The 23,671-nt window shown below is 70.5% G+C and carries 23 protein-coding genes, 1 tRNA gene and 2 pseudogenes; 18 read left to right on the forward strand and 8 right to left on the reverse strand.

The genetic code is table 11. From position 1 onward, the window contains the following. Positions 1 to 5: 5 nt before the first annotated feature. The 3 genes from M503_RS0108500 to M503_RS0108510 all read right to left on the reverse strand — a co-directional run bounded on the left by M503_RS0108500 (position 6) and on the right by M503_RS0108510 (position 2,337). Positions 6 to 584: an ECF-type sigma factor gene (locus tag M503_RS0108500; RefSeq protein ID WP_024869188.1), complete on the reverse strand. Its 579-nt coding sequence runs from the start codon at positions 582 to 584 to the stop codon at positions 6 to 8. A 77-nt stretch (positions 585 to 661) separates the two neighbouring features. After that, positions 662 to 1,477 carry a bifunctional DNA-formamidopyrimidine glycosylase/DNA-(apurinic or apyrimidinic site) lyase gene (gene mutM, locus M503_RS0108505; protein ID WP_028920216.1) on the reverse strand — a complete coding sequence of 272 codons (816 nt, stop codon included), beginning with the start codon at positions 1,475 to 1,477 and terminating at the stop codon, positions 662 to 664. Between the two features lie 2 nt (positions 1,478 to 1,479). Further along, positions 1,480 to 2,337, reverse strand: coding sequence for an ABC transporter ATP-binding protein (locus M503_RS0108510; protein WP_028920217.1), 858 nt, complete (start codon positions 2,335 to 2,337; stop codon positions 1,480 to 1,482). Positions 2,338 to 2,471: 134 nt separating this feature from the next. Here M503_RS0108510 and M503_RS0108515 point away from each other — a divergent pair, with 134 nt between their 5' ends. Further along, on the forward strand, positions 2,472 to 3,671 hold the full coding sequence (locus M503_RS0108515; RefSeq protein WP_028920218.1) for a DesA family fatty acid desaturase: 1,200 nt from the start codon (positions 2,472 to 2,474) through the stop codon (positions 3,669 to 3,671). Positions 3,672 to 3,715: 44 nt separating this feature from the next. Further along, on the forward strand, positions 3,716 to 4,048 hold the full coding sequence (locus M503_RS0108520) for an EF-hand domain-containing protein (RefSeq protein ID WP_028920219.1): 333 nt from the start codon (positions 3,716 to 3,718) through the stop codon (positions 4,046 to 4,048). Positions 4,049 to 4,300: 252 nt separating this feature from the next. Here M503_RS0108520 and M503_RS0108525 read toward each other — a convergent pair whose 3' ends face one another. Continuing rightward, complete coding sequence (locus M503_RS0108525; RefSeq protein WP_037060937.1) at positions 4,301 to 5,131, reverse strand: glycosyltransferase family 2 protein; 831 nt, start codon at positions 5,129 to 5,131, stop codon at positions 4,301 to 4,303. Between the two features lie 96 nt (positions 5,132 to 5,227). Here M503_RS0108525 and M503_RS0108530 point away from each other — a divergent pair, with 96 nt between their 5' ends. After that, positions 5,228 to 6,259 carry a CDP-glycerol glycerophosphotransferase family protein gene (locus tag M503_RS0108530; RefSeq protein WP_028920221.1) on the forward strand — a complete coding sequence of 344 codons (1,032 nt, stop codon included), beginning with the start codon at positions 5,228 to 5,230 and terminating at the stop codon, positions 6,257 to 6,259. A 16-nt stretch (positions 6,260 to 6,275) separates the two neighbouring features. On the opposite strand, the gene M503_RS0108535 is transcribed toward M503_RS0108530, so the two are convergent. The 3 genes from M503_RS0108535 to M503_RS0108545 all read right to left on the reverse strand — a co-directional run bounded on the left by M503_RS0108535 (position 6,276) and on the right by M503_RS0108545 (position 9,350). Next, positions 6,276 to 7,808: a PH domain-containing protein gene (locus tag M503_RS0108535; RefSeq protein ID WP_037060939.1), complete on the reverse strand. Its 1,533-nt coding sequence runs from the start codon at positions 7,806 to 7,808 to the stop codon at positions 6,276 to 6,278. Then, positions 7,805 to 8,329 carry a PH domain-containing protein gene (locus M503_RS0108540; RefSeq protein ID WP_051414430.1) on the reverse strand — a complete coding sequence of 175 codons (525 nt, stop codon included), beginning with the start codon at positions 8,327 to 8,329 and terminating at the stop codon, positions 7,805 to 7,807. Before M503_RS0108540 ends, M503_RS0108535 begins: the two co-directional genes overlap by 4 nt. 91 nt (positions 8,330 to 8,420) lie before the next feature. Further along, positions 8,421 to 9,350, reverse strand: a complete 930-nt coding sequence (locus M503_RS0108545; RefSeq protein WP_028920224.1) for a lauroyl acyltransferase — start codon at positions 9,348 to 9,350, stop codon at positions 8,421 to 8,423. Positions 9,351 to 9,467: 117 nt separating this feature from the next. Here M503_RS0108545 and dtd point away from each other — a divergent pair, with 117 nt between their 5' ends. From dtd to M503_RS17605, 14 genes and pseudogenes are all read left to right on the forward strand, one after another. Beyond that, complete coding sequence (dtd, locus tag M503_RS0108550) at positions 9,468 to 9,908, forward strand: D-aminoacyl-tRNA deacylase (RefSeq protein ID WP_028920225.1); 441 nt, start codon at positions 9,468 to 9,470, stop codon at positions 9,906 to 9,908. 118 nt (positions 9,909 to 10,026) lie between these two features. Continuing rightward, complete coding sequence (gene rpoD / locus M503_RS0108555; protein WP_028920226.1) at positions 10,027 to 11,886, forward strand: RNA polymerase sigma factor RpoD; 1,860 nt, start codon at positions 10,027 to 10,029, stop codon at positions 11,884 to 11,886. A gap of 107 nt (positions 11,887 to 11,993) precedes the next feature. Next, positions 11,994 to 12,069, forward strand: a tRNA-Ile gene (locus M503_RS0108560). Further along, entirely contained in the window at positions 12,036 to 12,431 is a 396-nt protein-coding gene (locus tag M503_RS0108565) for an HsdM family class I SAM-dependent methyltransferase (RefSeq protein ID WP_269319396.1), read from the forward strand. The genes M503_RS0108560 and M503_RS0108565 overlap by 34 nt, the downstream gene beginning before the upstream one ends. A 226-nt stretch (positions 12,432 to 12,657) precedes the next feature. Then, positions 12,658 to 13,755 (forward strand): IS21 family transposase, encoded by a 1,098-nt coding sequence (gene istA, locus M503_RS16045; RefSeq protein ID WP_197017197.1) that lies wholly within the window; start codon positions 12,658 to 12,660, stop codon positions 13,753 to 13,755. Between the two features lie 370 nt (positions 13,756 to 14,125). Further along, a complete protein-coding gene (locus tag M503_RS0108575; RefSeq protein WP_028920228.1) occupies positions 14,126 to 14,791 on the forward strand; it encodes a YkgJ family cysteine cluster protein in 666 nt (221 codons plus the stop codon). 16 nt (positions 14,792 to 14,807) lie between these two features. Beyond that, positions 14,808 to 15,812, forward strand: coding sequence for a MerR family transcriptional regulator (locus tag M503_RS16050; protein ID WP_051414432.1), 1,005 nt, complete (start codon positions 14,808 to 14,810; stop codon positions 15,810 to 15,812). A 54-nt stretch (positions 15,813 to 15,866) separates the two neighbouring features. Continuing rightward, on the forward strand, positions 15,867 to 16,736 hold the full coding sequence (locus tag M503_RS0108585; RefSeq protein WP_028920229.1) for a class I SAM-dependent methyltransferase: 870 nt from the start codon (positions 15,867 to 15,869) through the stop codon (positions 16,734 to 16,736). 25 nt (positions 16,737 to 16,761) lie between these two features. Then, a complete protein-coding gene (locus M503_RS0108590) occupies positions 16,762 to 17,898 on the forward strand; it encodes an MBL fold metallo-hydrolase (protein ID WP_028920230.1) in 1,137 nt (378 codons plus the stop codon). Further along, on the forward strand, positions 17,895 to 18,293 hold the full coding sequence (locus M503_RS16055) for a DUF4260 family protein (protein WP_037060942.1): 399 nt from the start codon (positions 17,895 to 17,897) through the stop codon (positions 18,291 to 18,293). The genes M503_RS0108590 and M503_RS16055 overlap by 4 nt, the downstream gene beginning before the upstream one ends. A gap of 12 nt (positions 18,294 to 18,305) precedes the next feature. Further along, positions 18,306 to 18,824, forward strand: a complete 519-nt coding sequence (locus tag M503_RS16060) for a GNAT family N-acetyltransferase (RefSeq protein WP_051414436.1) — start codon at positions 18,306 to 18,308, stop codon at positions 18,822 to 18,824. 163 nt (positions 18,825 to 18,987) lie between these two features. Then, entirely contained in the window at positions 18,988 to 19,428 is a 441-nt protein-coding gene (locus M503_RS16850; RefSeq protein WP_051414438.1) for a hypothetical protein, read from the forward strand. Between the two features lie 151 nt (positions 19,429 to 19,579). Beyond that, a pseudogene (locus tag M503_RS17980) lies at positions 19,580 to 19,747 on the forward strand (hypothetical protein); the annotation flags it as partial. 41 nt (positions 19,748 to 19,788) lie between these two features. Continuing rightward, positions 19,789 to 21,489 (forward strand): alkaline phosphatase D family protein, encoded by a 1,701-nt coding sequence (locus M503_RS17605; RefSeq protein ID WP_331280018.1) that lies wholly within the window; start codon positions 19,789 to 19,791, stop codon positions 21,487 to 21,489. 24 nt (positions 21,490 to 21,513) lie between these two features. Here M503_RS17605 and M503_RS0108615 read toward each other — a convergent pair. Further along, a pseudogene (locus tag M503_RS0108615) lies at positions 21,514 to 22,359 on the reverse strand (IS3 family transposase); the annotation flags it as partial. A gap of 84 nt (positions 22,360 to 22,443) precedes the next feature. On the opposite strand from M503_RS0108615, the gene M503_RS0108620 reads away from it, so the two are divergent. Next, positions 22,444 to 23,664, forward strand: a complete 1,221-nt coding sequence (locus M503_RS0108620; RefSeq protein ID WP_155952008.1) for an ISL3 family transposase — start codon at positions 22,444 to 22,446, stop codon at positions 23,662 to 23,664. Positions 23,665 to 23,671: the final 7 nt, after the last annotated feature.

Genomic DNA, 23,671 nt, shown 5'->3' on the forward strand with positions numbered 1-23,671 from the left:
CGCCCTCAGTCCTCGCGCATCGCCGCGAGCAGGAACAGGCGCGCCTTCTGCCAGTCGCGGCGCACGCTGCGTTCGGAGCGCTGCAGCAGCTCGGCGATCTCCTGCTCGGACAGGCCGGCGAAGTAGCGCAGTTCGACCACGCGGGCGAGCTTGGGGTCGAGCGCGACGAGGCGTTCCAGCGCGGTGTCCAGCGCCAGCAGGTTCTCGTCCAGGCGCAGGCTGCTCTCGCTTTCCTCGGGGATTTCCGCGACGCGCTTGAGGTCGCCGCCGCGCTTGCGGGCCATGCGGTTGCGCGCGTAGTCGACGACCACGCTGCGCATCGCCGAGGCGGCGTAGGCGAAGAAGTGGGCGCGGTCCTCGAAGCGTGCGCCGCCGCTGGCGCCGATCAGCTTGAGGTAGGACTCGTGGACCAGCGAGGTCGGGTCCAGGGTGTTGTTCTGCTGGCCGGACAGCTGGCGGCGGGCGAGGGTGTGCAGCTCCTGGTAGAGCGTGCCCAGCACGCGGTCCAGCGCTTCGCGGTCTCCGCCGCGCGCGGCATCCAGCCACACGGTGATCTCGGGGGAACTCTCGGGGGCGTCGGCCATCGTCGTCTCCACGACTGAGGCAGTCGGGCCGAATATAGCGGCTTTTCAGGCCCCGGGCGGGAACGGCCCCGGCTGGCTCAGCGCTGGCAGCGCGGGCACCAGACGCTGGCGCGCTGGCCGATGCTGGCCTCGCGCAGGGGCGTGCCGCAGGTCGGGCAGGGCAGGCCGCCGCGGCCGTACACGGCCAGTTCCTGCTCGAAGTATCCCGGCGCCCCGTCCGGGTTGAGGAAGTCGCGCAGGGTGGTGCCGCCGCGGGTGATGGCGTAGGCCAGGATCTCGCGGACCGCCGCGGCCAAGGCCACGTAGCGTTCCCGGGAGACCTTCCCGGCCGCCCGGAGCGGCGAGATGCCCGCGCGGAACAGGCTTTCGGCGGCGTAGATGTTCCCCACCCCGACCACGATCCGCTGGTCCATCAGGAAGGTCTTCACCGGCGCGCTGCGGCCGCGGCTGAGGCGGTACAGGCGGTCGCCGGCGAAGTCGTCCGACAGCGGCTCCGGGCCCAGGTCCTGCAGCAGCTCGTGGACGGTGCCGGCCGGCTGCCAGAGCAGGCAGCCGAACCGGCGCGGGTCGGTGAAACGCAGCACCCGCCCCGAGTCCAGGGCCAGGTCGACATGGTCGTGGGTTCCGACCGGGGTGTCCGCCGGCAGCACCCGCAGCATCCCGGACATGCCCAGGTGCAGCAGGGCGCTGTCGCCGGCGTCGGTGTCCAGCAGCAGGTACTTGGCGCGGCGGCGCACCGCGTCGATGCGGCGCCCGGGCAGGTCGCGGCTCACCTCGACCGGGATCGGCCAGCGCAGGTCGGGGCGGCGCAGGACCACCCCGGTGATCCGGCGGCCCTCCACGTGCGGGGCCAGGCCGCGGCGGGTGGTCTCGACCTCGGGCAGTTCGGGCACCGTCAGCCCCCGGCGGCGGCCAGGTAGTGGACGTCGCCCTGCGGGTCGCGTTCCTGCCAGACCCGCACCGGGCCGCCGAAGGCCTGCGACAGCAGGGCGCCGTCGAGCATGGCGCCGCGCGGGCCGTCGGCCAGCACGCGGCCGCCCTGCAGCACGACCACCCGCCCGATCTCCGGGACGATCTCCTCGATGTGGTGGGTCACCAGCACCAGGGTCACGCCGTCGCGGGCCAGGGTGCGCAGCATCGCCAGCAGGTGGCCGCGGGCGACCAGGTCCAGGCCGGTGCCCGGTTCGTCCAGCAGCAGCGCATGCGGGCGGTTGACCAGGGCGCGGGCGATCAGCACCCGCCGCGCCTCGCCGGTGGACAGCTCGGCGTAGAGCCGGTGGCGCAGCGGCAGGGCGTGGGCACGGGCCAGGGCCTCGGCCGCGCGTTCACGCATGTCGTCGGTGATCTCGCGGAACGGTGGGACCACGAAGCTGGCGAACAGGCCGCTGAGCACCGCGTCCTCCGCGGTCAGGCCGGGCTGGTCGGCGAGGTTGGCGCCGAAGTCGCCGGTGACGATGCCCAGCTGCGAGCGCAGCCGGTCCACCTGCCAGCGCGCCTGGCCCAGCACCTGCACCGGAGGGGTATCGCCGGTGCGCGCCAGCGGGTAGAGCTCGCGGGTGATCAGCTTGATCAGGGTCGACTTGCCGCAGCCATTGGCGCCGAGGATCGCGGTGTGCTGGCCCTGGTCGATGCGCAGGTTCAGTTCATGCAGGACCCGGACCTGGCCGCGGATGACGCTGGCCCGATCCAGCTCGATCAGTGGTGGGCGGGCCGTTTCCGGCACGGCGAGGGCGGCGGGGGCGGGGATCGGCACGTGACTTCCTGGCTGGCGGGGCCGCGAGCCTGAACAACATACGCGGCCGACAGGTGAAGTTTGCCGGAACAGGGCCCATCATGTCCCTCGCACGGGCCGCGTTCTGGCCCCATCACCGAGAGCCACCGCACGACATGTCCGACACGCTGATCCAGTTCCTCACTTCCGGCGTGGCCGGCCTCGGCTGGGTAGGCCTGCTGGTGGTGCTGCTGGTCTTCACCCAGCTCACCATCTTCTCCGTCACCCTCTACCTGCATCGCAGCCAGGCGCACCGCGGCGTGGACTTCCACCCGGCGATCGCGCACTTCTTCCGCTTCTGGACCTGGCTGACCACCTCGATGATCACCCGCGAGTGGGTGGCCATCCACCGCAAGCACCACGCCAAGGTGGAAACCGAGGAGGACCCGCACAGCCCGCAGACCCGCGGCATCGGCAAGGTGTTCTGGGAAGGCGTGGAGCTGTACCGCGAGGCGCGCAACGACCGCGCCTCGATCGAGCAGTACGGCAAGGGCGCGCCGGATGACTGGATCGAGCGCCGCCTCTACACCCCGCACGCCAACCTCGGCCCGACGGTGCTGCTGTTCGTGAACTTCGCCCTGTTCGGCCTGCCGGGCATCGCGGTGTGGGCGATCCAGATGGCGTGGATCCCGTTCTGGGCGGCCGGCGTGGTCAACGGCCTGGGCCACTGGTGGGGCTACCGCAACTTCGAATCGTCCGACACCTCGACCAACCTCACCCCGTGGGGCGTATGGATCGGCGGCGAGGAGCTGCACAACAACCACCACGCCTTCCCGAGCTCGGCGCGCTTCTCGATGCGCCGCTGGGAGTTCGACATCGGCTGGGCGGCGATCAAGGGCCTGGAGAAGCTGCGCCTGGCCAAGGTGCTGCGCGTGGCGCCGAGCCTGGACATCCGCCCGAACATCGCGGTGCCGGACACCGAGACCCTGCGCGCGCTGCTGTCGCACCGCTTCCAGGCGATGACCGACTACCAGCGCAACGTGATCAAGCCGGTGCTGCGCGAGGAAGCGGCGGCTGCCGGTGCGCGCCTGCGCGAGCTGCTGCCGCGCCGCATGCGCCGCGGCCTGGTCGACGACGGCCGCTGGCTCAAGCCGGATGCGCGCGAGCAGCTGCAGCAGTGGGTGCAGCAGCGTCCGCGGATCCAGGCGCTGGTCGAGCACCGTGCGCGCCTGGCGGCGCTGCTGGAGGCGCGCAGCCACGATGCGGCCGAGCGCCTGCACCAGCTGCAGGCCTGGTGCCAGGAGGCCGAGGCCAGCGGCATCCGCGCGCTGCAGGAATACTCGATGCGGCTCAAGGGCTACGCGCTGGCGCACTGATGCGCGTCACCCGTCGCCATCTGGTCGACCACGGGCCCGGGCGCATGCGTCCGGGCCTGCTGCTTTGTGCGGGCCTGCTGGCGAGCGCGGGCGCGTTTGCGCAGGTCGAGCGCACCACCGACTACCTCTCGAGGATGGATGCCGACGGCGACGGCCGGGTGTCGCAGGAGGAGTACGTGGCCTGGATGGGCTACGCCTTCGAGCGCATGGACACCGACGGCGACGGGGTGCTGTCCCCGGCGGAACTGCCCGGCGGCAAGGGCAAGCCGGTGACCCTGGAATCGCACCGGCAGCGCCTGGCGGAGCGCTTCAGGCGCCAGGACGCCAACGGCGACGGCTACCTGGACGCGAAAGAGCTGGCCGCGCCGCCGCTCTGATCTGAAGCCCTTTCTTCCCTTCGGGTGAGGCGGCATGTTTGCGCGCCACTGGCGCGCATGCCGAACGCCAGCCTCGTTACCGCATCAGCCAGGGACCTGCTGGTGATGCCTCCGCGCTACCGCGTCTTTCGGCGCGAGGTCGTGGCTTCGTTCCTGTTCCCCTCTCCCACCGGGAGAGGGGCCAGGGATGAGTGTCGGGAGCGTGGCGACGTCGGAATGCCTGCCCTCTCCCCAATCCGCTCCCGGTGGTTGCTACTTCCCGTGCCTCGGCGGATCCACCAGCGGCTGCCCGTTCTGCAGCAGCCACAGCATGATGGTCTTCTGGCGCACGTAGTTGGCGCTGACGAAGGATTCGACCAGGCCGGGCCAGCCGTCGAGGAAGCCGGCCTTGAGCACGTAGCCGCGGAAGAAGCGCCACGCCGGCGCCAGCACCAGCTTGCCGAGGGTGGCGCGCTTGCCGCGGGCGAAGTCGTGCTCGGCCATCATCCGCGCGTAGCGCTGCTTCTTGTCGAGCAGCTGCATGAAGGAACGGTAGGGGTGGTGCAGCAGGTCGCCGGGCAGCAGCGCCACCGGGCCGTCCACCGACACCGCCTCGTGGATCTCGCGGTCGCCGCGCCAGCCGCCGCGGCGGCGGTCGAACAGGCGCAGCACGCGGTCGGGATAGGCGGTGCCGTGGCGCAGGAAGCGGCCGTAGTACTCGGACATGCGCGCGAAGCGGTAGCCGGCGGCGCGGGCGAAACCGGCGTCGCGCTCGGCCTCGATCGCCGCGCGCAGGCGTGCGTCCACGCGCTCGTCGGCGTCCAGGCTCAGCACCCAGTCGTGCGCGCACTGGTCCACCGCGAACTGCTTCTGGCTGCGGAAGCCGTCGAACGGCCGCTCCAGCACGCGCGCGCCGGCCGCGCGCGCGACCTCGCGGGTACCGTCGGTCGAGCCGGAATCGACCACCACGATCTCGTCGCAGAACGCCAGCGAGGCCAGGCAGTCGCCGATCCGGTCCGCTTCGTTGAAGGCGATGATGCAGGCCGACAGCGGTACGCGGCCGGGGCCGGCGTTGGCGGAAACTTGGGCGGGGCTGGCAGGCATGCGGCGGTGGCGGGCTGAGGGTGGGCAAAGCCTAGCAGGCGTCGGGCCGCGGCCCGCGGTGCGATAATCGCGCACCCCCAGCGCCCGGAGGGCGACGTGCCGAAACATTACCTGCTGTACGGGTCGGAGCGTTACGCGCTGGCCATCCTGCGTCCGATCCAGGACGCGATCCGCGCGCGTGGCGACGAGACGGCCTGGTTCTTCGACGGCCCCGGTGCCGCCGACCTGCGTGCCGACGAGAAGCTGCTGACCGTCGACGAGGTCCGCGCGTGGAAGCCGTACGCGGTGATCACCTCGTCCAACGCGGTGCCGCACTTCTTCCCCGGGGTGAAGGTCGAGACCTTCCACGGCTTCGACGCGGGCAAGCCGCGCCACATCTACATCCGCGGCTTCTTCGACCTGTACTGCACCACCGGCCCGCGCGACACCGCGGCCTTCGGCGCGCTGGCGGAGAAGATGGGCCACTTCTCCGTGGCCGAGACCGGCTTCCCGAAGATCGACCCGTTCATGGCCGCGCTCGGCGACGAGCCCGAGCCGGTGCGGCAGCCGCCGGTGATCCTCTACCACTCGACCTTCTCGCCGTCGTGGAGCGCCGCTCCGATCCTGTACGACGAGGTCGCGCGGCTGTCCAGCACCGGCGAGTGGCGCTGGATCGTCACCTTCCATCCGAAGATGGACCCGGCGATGGTGGCCAGGTACAAGGCGCTGCAGAGCGAGTACCTGACCTTCGCCGAGAACGACAACATCCTCGAGCTGTTCCCGCAGGCCGACGTGATGTGCTCGGACACCTCCTCGGCGCTCAACGAGTTCCTGCTGACCTACAAGCCGGTGGTGACCTTCAAGAACCGCCGTCCCGGCCCGCAGCTGATCGACATCGACGACCCGGCGCAGTTCGAACCGGCGATCCGCCGCGCGCTGTCGCGGCCGCCTGAGCTGATGGTCGCGGTCCGCGAGTTCGCCGACCAGCTGCACCCGTACCGCGACGGCCGCTCGGCCGAGCGCGTGCTCGATGCGATCGATGCGTTCGTCGCCAGGGGCGGGCGCAACCGCAAGCCCAAGCCGATGAACCTGTGGCGCAAGCTCAAGATCCGCAAGCGGATCGGCTACTGGGGCCCGGCCGGCTGGTAACGGCCGGGCGGTCCGCTCACCAGCGCAGGGGCCGCGTGGCGAGCGCCCGGCCCAGCCGGGCGTGGAGCGCGCGCGCATCGGCCTCGGGCAGGAAGCGGATCTGGAGCGGCGGCGACATGTTGCCGGCGCCGGCGGTATCCAGGGCCAGCGTGGCGGTGCCCAGCCAGCGGTCCAGCGGCGAGCGGCGCAGGCGCAGCGCCTGCACCTTGTCGATCTCGGCGAAGCGCCACCAGCGCGACCACCAGCCGCCGCGCACCGCCACCAGCGAGGCGTCCACCGAATAGCCCATGCGTCCGGCCTGGCGCCACGCGGCGTAGGCCTGCCACGGCAGCCACAGCAGCACCAGCAGGCCACCGGGGCCGAACTTCCAGGCCAGGCCGCCGGCGATCAGCAGGGTCCACGGCGCGGCGCCGGCGAACAGCCGCCACCAGGCGCGGCGCGGCAGCGATTGCCATTGCGGCGGCGGCCAGGTGCCTTCGGGCAGCAGCCGCGCGGCCAGCGCGTCGCAGGCCTCGGGTGTGGCGATCGGAGCCAGTTCGCGCAGCTTGCGCGGGTCGTCGTGGCGGCCGCCGGTGGCGGTATCGATGCGCAGCGTGCGGCGCTTGAACCAGCGGTGCAGCAGGGTTTCCTGCAGGTGCCAGGCCTGGATCCGGCGCGGCGCCACGCTGCTGCGCATGCGCGCGAACAGGCCGCGCTCGACGGTCAGGCGGCGCCCGGCTTCGGTCAGGCGGAAGCCGTAGTACTGGGTCATCGCCAGCGCCACCGACAGCACCCGTACCAGCACCACGAACACGCCCAGCAGGGTGCTGGCCAGGGCGAGGTAGCCGGTCCAGCCCAGGTGCAGCGTGGAGGCATAGCCGGCGGCCTGCTGGAACGAGTCCTGGGCCAGGCGCGCCATCCAGCGCTCGTCCGGGAACAGCTGCCACATCAGGCCGAAGGCCGCGGCGATCACGATCATGCCGCGGTTGGAGATCAGGCCCAGCCGTACGACTTCGGAAACCGGCAAGGCCAGCAGGACTTCGTCCGCTTCCTCGTCCTGGGTCGGTGCCGGCGCGGTCCCGCCGGGCGCGGTTGCGGCCGCCACGGGCGCGTTGGCGCGATGGCGCACCAGCCGCTCCAGCGCCAGCGCATCGTCCATGCCCAGCACGCGCATCTGCGCCTCGGGTTTCTCGCCGCCGGCCGCTTCCAGCCGCACCTCGGCGACCTTGAAGATCCGGTGCAGCAGCGACTGGTGCAGGGCGACGTTGTGGATGCGGGTGAACGGGATCTCGCGCTGCGAGCGCTGCAGCAGGCCGTTGCGGATGACGATGGCGTCGCTGCCGATGCGGTAGCGGTAGGTGAAGTACTGCACCATCGAGATCACTACCAGCGCGCCGACGCCGATCAGCGGGCCGATGTCCGCCCAGATGTTGCTGTTGCGGCGGCCGGCCACCACCAGCACCACCAGTGGCACCACGAACTGGCGGATCTGCTGCAGCAGCACGAACAGCCACGACCAGGGATGGAGCCGGCGCTCGGCCGCGTTCGCCGGTGCGTCCACGCTGCTCACAGGGCGTCGTCGGTTTCGACCTGGCGGGCCAGGCGCGCGCGCAGCGCCTCGGCGTCCTCCAGGGCCAGCAGCGGCAGCTTCACCGCGGCCATGCGCGTGCCGGCGGTATGCACCACCAGCGTGGCCAGGCCCAGCTGGCGTTCCAGCGGCCCGCGCTCCACGTCCAGGTGCTGCACGCGCGACACCGGAACCAGGGTTTCAGTGCGCCACACCCCGCCGCGGCGGGTGGCGAACCCGTCGCGGTCCAGCTTCCAGCCGATGCGGCGGTGGCGGCGCAGGCCGATTACCGTACCCAGCGCCAGGCCGACCACGCCCAGTGCGATCGAGCTGCCGATCCGCGGCAGGTGCGCCAGCGACGCCACCAGCTGGCCCACGGCCAGCGCCGAGGGGATCGCGAAGGCGATCGCCACGCCGCTGGCGTAGAGCAGGGCGCCGCGGCGCGGCAGCGGCTGCCAGTCGGCGGCGGTTGGAAGCCCGGGCGCGTCCCGCGGCGGGAGCGGAACGTCTGGCGAGTCGGTCACGGATCGGGTCCCCTTCGATGCGATGACGCGATCGTAAGCGTTCACGCCCCTGCTTGAGTACACCGAGCGCGTCGACGACGGGAAGGCGGACCTACGCTGGCCGCTTGGCCCACTCCCGGGTCTCGTACGGATTGACCTCGCCGCTGCCCGGCGGACGCAAGGTGTAGCGCTTGTAGGTCCACTGGTACTGGGCCGGGGCGCGCCGGGCGATGCGTTCGACTTCGGCGTTGAGGCAGGCGACTGCCGCCTTCGGGTCCGCGTCGGCGATCGCCGCTGGCGCCGGTTCCACGTGCAGGGCGAACTGCGGGCCGTCGCCGATGCGTTCGCACCAGGCCAGCAGCACCGGCGCGCCGGTGCGTTCGGCCAGGCGCGACAACAGGGTCATGGTCAGCGCCTGCACGCCGAAGAACGGCGCGAACTCGCCGTCGCCGGCCTTGGGCTGCTGGTCCGGCAGGATGCCGACCGCGCCGCCGTCCTTCAGCACCTTCCACAGCTGGCGCACGGCCGGGCCTTCGGCGCGCACCTGGCGCACGTTGTCGACGCCGCGCACCGCCTGCAGGAACTCGTCGCCCACCGCCGACTCCGGCGGGCGGTAGACGATGGCGATCTGTCCGCGCGAAGCCAGCCACTGGTTGAGCAGTTCCCAGTTGCCGAAATGCGGGGCGGCGACGATCACGCCCTTGCCCGCGGCCAGCGCCGCGTCGTAAAGCGCCTCGCCATGGCGTTCTCGCAGCAGGCGCTCGAGGTTGTGCGCCGGCGGCCGGGTCCACAGCTTGAGCGTTTCCAGCGCCTGCCGCGCGGTGGTGCGCAGCACCTGGCGGCGCAGGGTCTCGCGTGCGTCCGCGGACAGTTCGGGGAAGGCCAGCTCGAGGTTGCGCCGCGCCACCCGGGCCTCGCGCACGTCGCCGCGGCGCCAGGCCCAGGCGACCAGGTCGCCTAGCCGGTACACCGCCGGCCAAGGGAGACGGCCGAGCAGGCCGGCCAGGAAGACGAGGAAACGGGCGCGGAATCGTGCGGACATCCGCCAAGTTTAGCCGGGTGTGTGTTCCGGCCCCCTCGCTGGCGGCGGTCGCAGGGGATGACAGCACCCCGGCCGTGGCTAGATGCTGGAGCGCTTCCTGCCAGGAGTCCGTACCCGATGCTTGCCCTGATCCAGCGTGTCACCCGTGCCTCGGTCCAGGTCGACGACCAGACCGTCGGCGAGATCGATGGGGGGCTGCTGGCCCTGGTCGGGGTGCAGCCGGGCGACGGGCCGGCGCAGCTGGAGCGGATGACCCAGCGCCTGCTCGGTTACCGAGTTTTCGCCGACGAAGCCGGCAGGATGAACCGCTCGCTGGCCGATACCGGCGGTGGCCTGCTGCTGGTCAGCCAGTTCACCCTGGCCGCCGACACGAATTCCGGCATGCGTCCAGGCTTCAGCACGGCCGCCCCGCCGGAGGAGGCTGAACGCGTCTTCAACCAGCTGGTCGAACGATGCCGGGCAATCCACCCCGGAAGGGTGGAAACGGGGCGCTTCGGCGCCCATATGGTGGTCAGCCTGGTAAACGACGGCCCGGTCACCTTCCTCCTCAGGGCCTGAAACGGCTGAATGGAAGCTGCCGCAAGTCGTTGATGTGAAAGGCGGGAAGGGTCCAGTGCCCGCCGGCCTGTTATAATGCTAGGTTCACTTCACCCCTTCGAGACCGGTGGCGCCGCACATGGCCAACGAACGTCCAGCCCAGCAATCCGAAATCAAGCAGCTCATCAGCAAGGGCCTGGAGCAGGGTTATCTGACCTACGCCGAGGTCAATGACCACCTGCCCGACGACCTCGTCGATCCGGAGCAGATCGAAGACATCATCGGCATGATCAACGGCATGGGCATCGATGTCCATGAGGTTGCGCCCGATGCCGAGACCCTGCTGCTCAACGACGGCAACACCGGCAACCGCGAGATCGACGATACCGCCGCCGAGGAAGCCGCCGCCGCGCTGACCGCGCTCGACTCCGAAGGTGGCCGCACCACCGACCCGGTGCGCATGTACATGCGCGAGATGGGTACGGTCGAGCTGCTGACCCGCGAAGGCGAAATCGCCATCGCCAAGCGCATCGAGGAAGGCCTCGGCCAGGTCCAGGCCGCGCTGGGCAGCTTCCCGTGGTCGATCGAGCTGCTGCTCGAGGAATACGAACTGCACAAGGCCGGCAAGAAACGCCTGGCCGAAGTCGTCGTGGGCTTCAACGACCTGGTCGAGGAAGCCCCGGAGCCGGCGCCGCTGCCGGTCGAGGATGTCGCCGACGCCGATGACGACGATGACGACGAGGAAGAGGTCGCCACCGACGACGAGGCCGATGCCGGCCCGACCGGCCCGGACCCGGCCGAGGTCGCGCGCCGCATGGAAGCGCTCGCCGCCGAGTACGCCAAGTTCAAGAAGGCCCACGCCAAGGGCGGCGCCCAGGACAAGAAGGTGATCAAGCTGCGCGCCGACATGGCCGAGCTGTTCTCCACCTTCAAGCTGCCGCTGCCGCTCACCGACACGCTGGTGAGGAAGCTGCGCGAGGTGATGGGCGAGATCAAGGAGCACGAGCGCCGCGTCCTGCACCTGGCCACCAACGTGGCGAAGATGCCGCGCAAGGACTTCATCCGCGCCTGGGAAGGCAACCAGACCAACCTGGAGTGGGTGGACGAGGTCCTCAAGCGCAAGCAGAAGTGGTCGTCGGCGCTGCGCGAGGTGAAGGACCAGATCGTCGCCGAGCAGCAGGCCACCATCGCCGTCGAGCAGGCGATGTGCCTGGACCTGGCCGACATCAAGGAAATCAGCCGGCAGATGGCCTACGGCGAAGCCAAGGCGCGCAAGGCCAAGAAGGAAATGGTCGAGGCCAACCTGCGCCTGGTGATCTCCATCGCCAAGAAGTACACCAACCGCGGCCTGCAGTTCCTGGACCTGATCCAGGAGGGCAACATCGGCCTGATGAAGGCGGTCGACAAGTTCGAATACCGCCGCGGCTACAAGTTCTCGACCTATGCCACCTGGTGGATCCGCCAGGCGATCACCCGCTCGATCGCCGACCAGGCGCGCACCATCCGCATCCCGGTGCACATGATCGAGACGATCAACAAGCTCAACCGCATTTCCCGCCAGATGCTCCAGCAGTACGGCCGCGAGGCCACGCCGGAGGAGCTGGCCAAGGAAATGGACATGCCCGAGGACAAGATCCGCAAGGTCATGAAGATCGCCAAGGAGCCGATCTCCATGGAGACCCCGATCGGCGACGACGAGGACTCCCACCTGGGCGACTTCATCGAGGACACCAACGTGGAGTCCCCGATCGACACGACCACCAACATCAACCTGTCGGAAACCGTCCGCGACGTGCTGGCCGGCCTGACCCCGCGGGAAGCCAAGGTGCTGCGCATGCGCTTCGGCATCGACATGAACACCGACCACACCCTCGAGGAAGTGGGCAAGCAGTTCGACGTCACCCGCGAGCGCATCCGCCAGATCGAGGCCAAGGCCCTGCGCAAGCTGCGCCACCCGAGCCGTTCGGAGCAGCTGCGCTCGTTCCTCGACATCGACTGAGCCGGCTGCACCACGCGTCATCCGGAAGGCCCCGCAGTGCGGGGCCTTCTTTTTGCCCGGATGTGTTGCCGCCGGCCCGGCTCCACTAAACTCAGCACCCCGGCACCGGGCCTATAGCTCAACGGTTAGAGCAGGGGACTCATAATCCCTTGGTTCCAGGTTCGAATCCTGGTGGGCCCACCAAAAAGCCGTCCATCGGTGTCCAGCGAACGCCGCGGGAAGTGATCAAGCTGATGGTCAACCTCGTATTCATCGAGGATGACGACGTGCTGACGCCCGGCAACGCGGTCGTGCGCACCATTTACGACCCGACGGCCGGAACCGGTGGAATGTTGTCCGTTGCCGCAGAGCATCTTGCCGAGCACAACCCCGCCGCTCGTCTGACCCTTCATGGGCAGGAGCTCAACGACGAGTCCTACGCCATCTGCAAGGCAGACATGCTTATCCGCGGCCAGGCGGTGGAGAACATCGTTGCCGGTAACACCCTGAGCGAAGACGGGTTCCCCAAGAAGACCTTTGACTACATGCTGGCCAAAGCTCTCTAAACTTGGGTTAGCGCGTCCTGATCATACCTCGCGACGTGTTGGTTAGGATTTCGACGACTTCAGCAACATATCCCGATACTGTCTGGCCTTCTGAGAGCGAGATTAAGTGTGTTGAGGCGCGTTGAAAATTGACCAGCAAACGGCGGTTTTGCGCGTTGAAAATTGACCAGGGTGTTTCCCCTTACCTTGCAGGCGACCAGGCCTGTGGGGAGAAGAGGTGCACACCATGTCGATGTACGCGAAGGTCCGGCGGCTGAGGCTGCGCGAAGGTCTGTCGATCAGCGAGATCGCCCGGCGGACCAGCTTGTCCCGCAACACCATCAAGACCTGGCTGCGGGAGCCGGCGCCCCGCACGCAGATGGCCTACCAGCGGCCGCCGGGGCCCAAGGTGCTGGAAGGGTTTACGGCCTGGCTCGACCAGACGGTCAAGACCGACGAGAACCGCCCCCGGAAGGAGCGCCGGACCGCCCGGCGACTGTTCGAGCAACTGCAGGAACAGGGCTTCAAAGGCCACTACTGCCGGGTGACGGAGTACCTGCGCGCCCAGCGGGCGGCCGCGGGGGCGGTAACGGCCCGTTCGGCCTACGTGCCGCTGCAGTTTGGCTGGGGCGAGGCGTTCCAGTTCGACTGGAGCGAGGAAGGGCTGGTGATCGGCGGGATCTGGCGCAAGGTGATGGTGGCGCACATGAAGCTGTGCGCCAGCCGGGCGTTCTGGCTGGTGGCCTACCCGGGCCAGGGCCACGAGATGCTGTTCGATGCGCACCTTCGGTGCCTGACGGGCCTGGGCGGGGTGCCGCGCCGGGGCATCTACGACAACATGAAAACGGCGGTGGACAAGACGCCGCGGCCGGACCGGGCGCGCAAGGTGAACAACCGGTTCCTGGCGATGGCGACGCACTATCTGTTCGAGCCGGACTTTTGCAACGTGGCGTCGGGCTGGGAAAAGGGCCGGGTCGAGAAGGGCGTGCTCGACGGCCGCCGGCGCATCTGGCAGCGGGCGCAGGAGCAGCGCTGGGCCAGCTTTGCCGAACTCAACGTCTGGCTGGCGACGCAGTGCACGCAGGCCTGGGCCGCGCCGCACCCGGACTGCCGGGACATGAGCATCGCCCAGGCGCTGGCACTGGAGCAACCGGAGCTGATGCCGGTGCCGGCGGCCTTCGACGGCTATGTCGAGGCCGAGGCCCGGGTGTCGAGCACCTGCCTGGTGACGGTGGCCCGCAACCGCTATTCCGTGCCCTGCGCCTTGGCCGGGCACCGGGTGGTGGTGCACCTGTACCCGGAGCGGGTGGCCGTGGTGGCCCACGGCAAGGTGGTGGCCTGTTGATGCGCGACGAAAATTGACCACCCCTGCGCGTTGACAGCTGGCCACCCCAACCAAACAGAGATCTCGCTGTACGGCCGCGGAGTCCTTGCCTCGTGGGACTTCGAAGATGGTCAACCCATGGCGCGCGGCTCGGCCGGATGCTGACCAGTTCCAGGCGCGCATCAACACATCCGGGCCACCCAAGCCACCAATCCCGCCGCACCCGGAATCCCAGGTCATGGTCGTTTTCCGCGATCGCCTTTGGCTCGCGCGCGACGTCGGGTTGGCCGCGACCCCGCACCCCAGCGCCCTAGGCTTGGCGCCACGAGGCCGGGCGTTTACGCTGCGCACCCGCCCTCCAGGATCCGCGCTGGCCGGATCCCGACGCCCCATGACGCCCCGCCCCATCCCGCCGCCCAAGGCCCCGCCGGCATCCACGCTGGACGCCGGGGACTTCATCGAGTGGCTCGGCCGCTTCCTGGCCTCGCTGTCCTCGGGCGCGGGCATGGCGGTCGAATGCGGCGACTGCCGCGCCTGCTGCCGCGCGGGCTTCTTCATCCCGGTCGGACCCGAGGAAGCGTCGAGCCGGAAGGCGATTCCCTCCCAGCTCCTGGTGGATGCCGCGGGCGCCGGGTCGCCGGGCCATCAACTGGTGGCGATCACGCCGTCGGGCGACTGCGCCCTGCTGCGCGGGAACGAGTGCTCCATTTACGCCAGCCGCCCGCGCGCCTGCCGCGAGTACGACTGCCGGCTCTTCGCGGCCGCGGGGATATCGGCCGGCATCGAGGCGATCGACCGGCAGGCCCGGCGCTGGCGCTTCCGGTACGCCGATGCCGCCAGCGAACGGGCGCACCAGGCCACCCGCGCCGCGGCGGCCTTCCTCGTTGAGCACCGGGGCGCCTTTCCCGGCGCGCGCGCCCCCAGCCGTCCGTCGGACATCGCGCTCGTCGCCGCGAAGGCCCACCACGTCTTCCTGGCGCCGGATGGCGCGGCCTCGCCCCAGGCCATCGCAAGGCAGGTGATCGAAGCCTGCCGCCAGTTCGATGCCACGGCCTGACCACGCCGCGAACCCCATGGCCGCCGGGACCGGATCCGCGCTCTACACCGTCGGCCAGGTCGCCAGGCGGGCCGGGCTGACCGTGCGCACCCTCCACCACTACGACGCCATTGGCCTCGTCCGCCCCAGCGCCCGCAGCCCGGCGGGTTACCGTCTCTACGATGCGGCGGACATCCGCCGGCTGCACCTGGTCGTCAGCCTGAAGCGGACCGGCATCGGCCTCGACGCGATCGCCGGCATCCTCGCCGGCGACGACCTGGACCCTCGGGAGGTCATCCGGCAGCAGATCGCGGAGCTGGACCGGTCGATCGCGCAGGCCGGCGCCGCCAGGGAAGGGCTGCGGCTGCTGCTGTGGACGCTGGAGGACGATCCCGGCTCGGCCGACTCCCTGCTGGGCGCCACGGGCCTGCTGGCCGAATACCAGAAGTACCTCCCTGCCCTCGACGTCCGCAGGCTGCTGGCGCGATGGCGGCAGGCGCAGCCGCACTGGGGTCCGATCGCCGCCGCCGTCCGGGCCTGCCAGTCCGGGGGCACCGATGTCTTGTCCCCCGACGTGCAGCGACTGGCGCAGCGCTGGATGAACGTGGCCATGCGCGTGTTCGGCGGTGAGTTGCCCGTGGTTTTGCGGTGGGCGAACATGCACCAGCGCTCGCCAGCCACTGCGGTGCACGCCGGCCTTGACCCTGCGCTGTTGAGGTATCTGGGCCAAGCGATCGAGGCGCGGCTCGATGCGCTCCGTCGGCACCTAGGCGACGACGGGCTGGCCCGCCTAGACGGATCGGCGTCGTCGGAATGGGAACAGCTCGCGGCCGACGGCGAGGCCCTGCTCGCGTCGGGCGCGCGCCCCGACGATCGCCGCGTCGGGGCGCTCCGGCGCCGATACCAGGACCTGCTGGCGCGGACGGTGCGGCACGATGCCAGCCTCGCTGCGCGCCTGCGGGCGGCCTACGAGTGCGAGCCGATCCTGTCGCTGGGGCACTTCATAGGTCCCGAACTCCGGGCCTTTCTCGACCCCCCTTGACCCTCACGCAGCGTCAGGCCGGAAGGTGTACCCCCCGCACCAGAGGACCTGCCCATGAGCCACGCACCATCCCTTCCGGATTGCCCCAGTCCGTCCGCGTTCCGGGTCGCATTGTCCCGAGCGATCCACCAGGTCCTCGACGAACCGCGGGTCTTCGACGATGCGTTCGCACTGCCGATCCTCGGCGCGGACGCCGCCGCCCGCATCGATCCCTTCCACCACAACGGCGTGGCGGCCCGCTCGATGCGAGCGGGCATCGTCGCGCGCTCGCGCTTCGCGGAAGACCGGCTGCAGGCGGCGATCGAGGCCGGCACGCGCCAATACGCGCTGCTCGGCGCCGGGCTCGACACCTGGGCCCTGCGCGCCGCGCGGTTCGGCTCCGAGGTGCGCGTCTTCGAACTCGACCAGGCCGCGATGCAGGCGTGGAAAGCCGCCGTGCTCGAGGCGAATGGCTGGCGGAAGCCGGTGGGACTTGAATGGGTCGAACAGGACTTGCGGCATGGCACCGTTCCCGACGCGCTGGCCGGCAGCGGCGCCGACCTGTCGGCACCCGTGGCCATCGCCATCCTCGGCGTGCTCGTCTACCTCGGCGAGGAAGACGTCACGCGCCTGCTGTCGTCCCTGGGCCGGTTCGCCCCGGGCTCCACGCTGGTGCTCGACTACCGCCTGCAGGACGAGCTGCTGCCGCCGATGGATCGGATGATGATGCGCGCCACCGCGGAGGCGATGGCGGCGGGGGGCGAGCCGTGGCGGTCGTCGTCCGATCCCGACCGTATGCGGGCCCTGCTCTCTGACGCGGGCTTCGACGTCGAGCAGGACTTGGGTCCCGCCGACCTCAATGCCCGATACTTCGACCGTCGGCGCGATGGCCTTCAGATCGCTGGCGGCGGTTTCCGCCACCTCAGCGCGATCAAGCGGCGCTGATTCCAGCCCCCAAGAGGATCTCCCCATGCTCCTGCCTGCCGCGCTGGCCTCCGGCCTCGCGCTCCTTTTCCCCGGCCTCGCGGCGGCCGACGCCGACCCGATCCGTGCATACGGGCACGAGATTCGCGAGGTGACGCCCGGGATCCACGTGATGGCGCAGCGCGAGCCTTTCCACGTGCAACCCCTCGGCAACGTCACGATCTTCCGCCAGAGTGACGGCTTCGTGGTGGTCGATGCGGGCGGCACGCCTGCCGCGGGACGCCAGGTGGCCGACGCGCTGCAGCGCTTGGGACCGGCGCCGCTCAAGGCCCTCGTGATCACCCATTGGCATGCCGACCACGCGCTCGGTGCGGCGCAACTGCTGGCGCGCTGGCCCCGCGCGAGGTTGATCGCAACCCGCCACACGCACGACCAGATGCGGGAGGGGTTGGCGCCGTTCCGCGAGCCCTCCAGGCTGGCCGGGAAACTGGCCACGGTGGCCGACAACTACCGGACCCTCGCGGCCGATCCGGGGCTTTCGCCCGCGGAGCGACGCGGCCATGCCCGGACGGCGGACGAAGTCGCGCACTACGCCACGCAGTTCGACGAGGCCGGGATCCGGCTGCCGACGGAATTCGTCGAGGACCGCCTCGAGCTCGACGATCCGGTGCGGCCCCTGTCCGTGCTCCATCCGGGCCCGGCCAACACGCCCGGCGACCTCGTGGTGCTGTCGCCGCGCGATCGGGTCGTGGCGGTCGGCGACATCGTGGTGGCGCCGTTGCCGTTCGCCTTCGACGTGGACCCGGTCTCCTGGGCCGGCGTGCTGGCCGGGCTGGTGGAGGACCGGCCCCGCGTGGTCATCCCCGGCCACGGGGCGCCCATGCGCGACACCGCGTACGCGAGCCGGCTGGCCGGCTGGCTGTGCGACGCGCATGATCGGATCACCGGCGCGTCCGGCGACCGCGCGGCGCTGGAGGACCAGGTCGAGACGATCGCCGGCGGCGACCCCTGGCTTCGGCGCTGGGCCCGGGCGTACTGGGCCGAGCCTCTCGCGAAGAGCGTGCGCGACCAGGCCGACGCGTCGGCCCGATCCTGTCCGCGGGTCCGGGGCGCTATCGCCAGGGAAAGCGCCGGACGCCACGACGCCAACGAAGCGCCAGAAGCCACGGCGAGGAATCGATGACGACAACGGGCTCGACCACGGGTGGCGTGCAACGCCTGCTCCGTCTCGAGGGCGCGGCTGCCCTGCTGCTGTTCGCCGCGCTCTACGCCAAGGGCGGTTACGGCTGGGGCTATTTCGCGGCCGGCTTCCTCGCCCCGGACCTGGCCTTGCTGGGCTATCTGCGGGGACCCCGGACGGGCGCCTGGTTCTACAACGCGGCGCACAGTTACGTCGGCCCGCTGGCGCTGCTGGGCCTGGGCGGGATCGGCGGGCAGGAATGGGCGGCGATGGCGGGCCTGGTCTGGGCCAGCCACATCGGCTTCGACCGCATGCTCGGCTATGGACTGAAGTACGCGCTGGGCTTTTCCCACACCCACCTGGGCCAGGTCGGCCGGCCCGCCCGGTCGGACCCGTAAGGCCCCGCCCCGATGTCGCAGGCCGTATTCCAGACCACCCGGCTCATCGCCCGTCGCCTCGATCGCGGCGACGTCGACGCGATGCTTGCCGTCTATGGCGACCCGGACGTCGTCCGCTACGTCGGCGACGGCACGCCGCTGGATCGACGGGGCTGCGAGCGCTGGGTCGAGGTCACGCTTCGCAACTACGCCACGCGCGGCTACGGCATGTTCGCCCTGGTCGAGCGGGCCACCGGTGCGATCGTTGGCTTTTGCGGCCTCGTGCACCCCTCGGGGCAGGCCGAACCCGAGATCAAGTACGCACTGCATCGCGGGCACTGGGGAAGGGGTTTCGCGACGGAAGCCGCCAGGGCGCTGCTCGACCATGCCAGCCACCTCGGACTGGGCGAGGTCATCGCGACCCTGCACCCCGGCAACGAAGCCTCCGCGCGGGTACTGGCCAAGGCCGGCATGCTCGACCTCGGCCTGCGCCGGGAAACCGAGGGGCCGGGCACCCGCTTTTTCCGCCGCATCCCGGTCCCGGACGGCTGATCCGCGCCCCCTCGCGGCTCCGGTGGCCGGGCTGGTAGACTGGGCGCCAGGCGTACCGGACGCCTTCCTCGCGAAAGCCCACGCACCGGTCCGGCAAGCCCTTTGCTTGCATACCCTCCGATGACCCCAGGCGAGGTCGGTCACCCGGTTTCCAGGAGAAGGTATGCCCCTCGCATCCACCCCCCGGGCCCCGCGGGATTCCGCGATCGCCCTGTTCCTCCGCCATGCCCGCCGTCTCCACGACGCCGCACGGGATGACTCCCCGAGCCGATCGCTGCCGGTGCCGCGCCGGCTCCGCGCGGCGGGCCTGTTCGCCCGCGCGACCCTGCCGGCGCTCTACCGCGCGCGCGCCGAGGTGCGGCGAAAGCACGTGCTGCTTGCGCTCGCGCGCGAGGCGGGTTGCACCGACTGGGCCGCGTTCCGCACGGTCCTCGCCTCGTCGCCCGAACCGCACCTCGACCACCTGCGCCTGGTGCAGGAGGGCTTGCCTCAGCTCAACCTCTGGTTCCGCTCGCCCGAGGAGGCGGCCCCCGTCGCCGAGCGGCTCGGCCGGCGCGTGGTGCGCCACGGCGCCCAGGCGGTGATCGCCGGGGCTGGCGGCTGACGCAGGGGCACCGGCCCCGCCGGTGTCCAGGCCGGCGCACCGTGGAGCGCCCGGACGTTTCCGGGCGCTCCTGTAGTCATGCCCACTTTTGGCAGATGGGGATTGGCCGGCCGGTGATCCAGGCTCACGGTTTCACCAACCGGCCACCACCATGCCGATCACCCGCCGCGACTTCCTGCTCGCTTCCGCGCTTGGCGCGGCGCTCGCCTCCGGCAAGGGCTGGGCGGGTCGCCTGGCCGCGAAGGCCACCGAGCGCCGCGATCGCTACCCGCAGGGCGTCGCCTCGGGCGATCCGACCGCCGACAGCGTGATCCTCTGGACCCGGCGGCCGCCGTCGGCCGACGACACGGCGCGCGCCGGCTGCTGGTCGAGATCGCGGAAACGCCCGATTTCGCCCACCTGGTCGCCGGCGGCCGCGCCGCGGTGGGGCCGGACACCGACTGGACCTGCCGCTTCCTCGCGACCGGCCTCGCGCCCGGCCGCGAGTACTGGTACCGATTCGTCGACGAACACGGCTTCGCCAGCCGCACCGGGCGCACGCTCACCGCGCCGGCCGACGACGCCGACACGGCCGTCCGCTTCGCCTTCGCCAGCTGCCAGGCCCCGAACGAGAGCTCGCTGCAGGCCTACCGCCGCATGCTCTTCGAGGACGAACGCGCGCCGGCCGAGCAGCGGCTGCAGTTCGTGCTGCACCTGGGCGACTTCATCTACGAAGTCACTTGGTATGCCGAGGACAACCCGGGCGGCACCTTCCGCGGCCGGCGCCTGCGCGACCGCTACCGGTTCCCGGACGGCGAGAAGGTCGGCAATTTCCACCTGCCGGTGTCGCTGGAGGACTACCGCACGCTCTACCGCAGCTACCTCGAGGACCCGGACCTGCAGGACGCCCGCGCCCGCTGGCCCTTCGTCTGCGTCTGGGACAACCACGAGTTCGCCTGGGCCGGCTACCAGAGCCAGTACGTCGCGCCGGGCGTCAACCGCCCCTCGCAGCGCAAGAAGGTGATCGCCAACCAGGCCTGGTGGGAATTCATCCCGGCGCGCGTGGTGAAACCGGGCGACCCGGCCGTGGACCGCTTCGACCCGCCCGCGGTCGAGGACACGCCGATCACCCGCTTCGATGCCGACGGCCTGGGCGACGAACCCAACAACCTGGCCGCCATTCGCAGCCTGCGCATCCAGCGGACGCTGCGCTTCGGCCGCAATGTCGAGCTGTTCCTCACCGACCACCATTCCTTCCGCTCGCCCGCGCCGGACGGCAGCGCGTTCGGCGTGCCGGGCACGCGCTTCGTCTCGCCCGAGTCGGTCGAGGAGATCCTCGACGCCGGCCGCACCTACGACGGCGGCCACCCGCCGGACACGATCGCTTTCCTCGGCCAGGCGCTGCCGAACCCGGCCAAGGACGGCCCGGCCCAGACCTACCTCGGCCGCGAGCAGCGCGAATGGCTGCTCGAACGGCTGGGCGCCTCGACCGCGCGCTGGAAGATCTGGGGCCACTCCTTCGGCACGCTCACGCTGCACAGCGACTACCAGCACCTGCCGGCCGGCACCGGCGTGGCCTGGCCCGACAACCAGCCGGGCCAGGACAGCCCCGCAGGCGTCTACAGCGCCGACTCGGTGGCCTACGCGCTCTACAAGCACGCCTGCCTCGGCCCCGATCCCCTCTGCGGCGATCGCCACGAACCGCTGGACCCGGCCGGCGCGGACATCCCGATGGTGCTGTTCTGGAACTGGGCGCGGCCCTCGGTGCCCGCCGACCTTCAGCCGCGACTCGGGCCATGCGTGCTTGCCGACACGACGCCGATCCCCGCATGGAGGCGCTTCACCGCCGCACTCTCCGGCACCTGGAACGACTTCTGGAGTGGCTCGCAGCCGGATCGGCTGGATGTGCACCGCGAGAAGTGCCCTCCGATCCTGACGATCCTCGAGCAGCAGCTCGACGACCCGCATGAGGTTCGCTTGGAGTTGTCCCAGCCCACTGCTATGTCCGACGCCGACAAGGTCAGCGACTGGTCCACGCGCTTCATCCTGCCGCCGCTGCAGTTCGGCCCAGAGTGGGACTGACCTGAGTATGGAACTTGTAGCCAATCAGGCAGTGAGTCCGGGGTGGATGGTATCGGGTTCCGACCAGTTCCGGCGAACGGTCGCCGGGGGTTTGTAGCCATGGGCGCTGTGCGGCCGCTGCTCGTTGTAGAACTGCCGCCAGCGTTCGATCAGCACCTTCGCCTCGGCGCGGCTGCGGAACCATTCCCGGTTCAGCAGCTCGTCCCGCAGCTTGCCGTTGAAGCTTTCGACGAATCCGTTCTGCCAGGGGCTGCCCGGCGCGATGAAAGCCGGACCGATCGCCGCGTCGCGCAGCCAGCGCATCACCTTGGCCGCCGTGAACTCGGCGCCGTTGTCCGAGCGGACAAAGGCCGGCTTGCCGTAAAGCCGCATCAGCCGCGACAGGGTCAGGATCACGTCCTGCGCCCGCAGGCTGGCCCCGACCTCGATGGCCAGGCATTCGCGGGTGTATTCGTCGATCACGCACAGCATCTTCAAGGCGCGTCCGTCGACCATCTGGTCGTGGACGAAGTCGTAGCTCCAGACGGCGTTCGGGCGCACCGCGCCCGGCAGCCGGATGTCGTTGCCGGAACGGCGGCGACGTGGTCGGCGGCGGGGAATGTTCAAACCCAGCTGGCGCCACAGGCGCCGCACCCGGGCCTCACCCAGGTCCAACCAGGCCGCCATGCGGCGATACCCGAACCGCGGCACCTTCGGCGACGCGGCCAGCAGCCGCTCGGCCACCGCCTGGTCCTTAGCGGCCTGGCGCGGGGCGTAGCTGGCGATGCGGCGGCTCAGGCCCAGGTAACGAAGGGCCTTTCGCTGCGAGATACCCCGACGGACCAGCACCTGGACCGTGTCGCGTCGTTCCGACGGGGTCATCATTTTTTTGGTTCTTCTCCCAACTGAGGGGAGAGAGGCACACGGCCGACCCGGCAGACTTGCTGGTGTCGAAGCAACAAACTGGGGCCGGCCGTGGCCGAGTTGGATTGTATGTCCCCGCTGGGAGGCTGGGCGGGATATGGCGTAAGCCGCTGGCATCGCGAGCCGCGCGGCGGCCAACGCTGGCTGGTGATCGAGCTTGATCCGCAGGAGGGCGTGCGGCGTTGCTGCAGCGGCTGCGGCCAGCCCGTGGCGGCGATCCACGACCGCACGGTGCGGCGGATCCGCGACCTGCCGGTGTTCGAGGAGTCGGTGGAGCTGCGGGTGCAACGGCTGCGCCTGGCCTGCCCGCGCTGTGGTCCCCGGCTGGAGCAGTTGGACTGGCTGGACCGGCATGCCCGGGTGACCCGGCGTCTGGCCCGCAGCGTGGCGCGCCTGTGCGCGGTCACCTCGGTGCGGCACGCCGCGCAGTGGCATGGCCTGGACTGGAAGACGGCCAAGGCCATCGATTACCGGTACCTGGAGCGCACGCTGGGGCCACCGGACCTGGACGGGGTGCGGTTGCTGGCCATGGACGAGTTCGCGATCCAGAAGGGCCATCGCTACGCCACAGTGGTGGTCGATCCGCAGCGCAAGCGGGTGTTGTGGGTGGGCCGCGGCCGCAGCCGGGCCGAGGTGCGTCCGTTCTTCGAACTGCTGGGTCCGCAGCGCTGCGCGCAGATCCAGGCGGTGGCCATGGACATGAACACCGCCTATGACCTGGAGGTGCGCCAGCACTGTCCCAACGCCGAGGTGGTCTACGACCTGTTTCATGTGGTGGCCAAGTACGGCCGCGAGGTGATCGACCGGGTCCGGGTGGACGAAGCCAACCGGTTGCGTGGCGACACGTCCGCCCGGCGCGTGGTGAAGACCTCGCGCTGGCTGCTGCTGCGCAACCGGGAGAACGTACCGGCGGACAAAGCCGTGCACCTGGACGAACTGCTGGCAGCCAACCGCGCCTTGCTCACCGTCTACCTGCTCAAGGACGACCTCAAACAGTTGTGGCGATATCGCAGCCGCGCCTGGGCGTTACGCGCCTGGAAGCAGTGGAAGCGCCGGGCCCTGCGCAGCGGGCTGGAGCCGCTGAAGATCTTCGTCCGGCGCCTGGAGCCCTACCTGCCCGGCATCCTGGCCCACTGCCGGTGGCCGCTGGGCACCAACCTGGTCGAGGGCATCAACAACAAGATCAAGGTCATCAAGCGCATGGCCTACGGCTTCCGCGATGACGCCTACTTCTTCCTCAAGATCCGGGCGGCCTTCCCCGGAGTTGGGTGAAGAACCA

It is taken from the genome of Pseudoxanthomonas suwonensis J47, assembly GCF_000513955.1.
GTDB classification, from domain to species: domain Bacteria; phylum Pseudomonadota; class Gammaproteobacteria; order Xanthomonadales; family Xanthomonadaceae; genus Pseudoxanthomonas; species Pseudoxanthomonas suwonensis_C.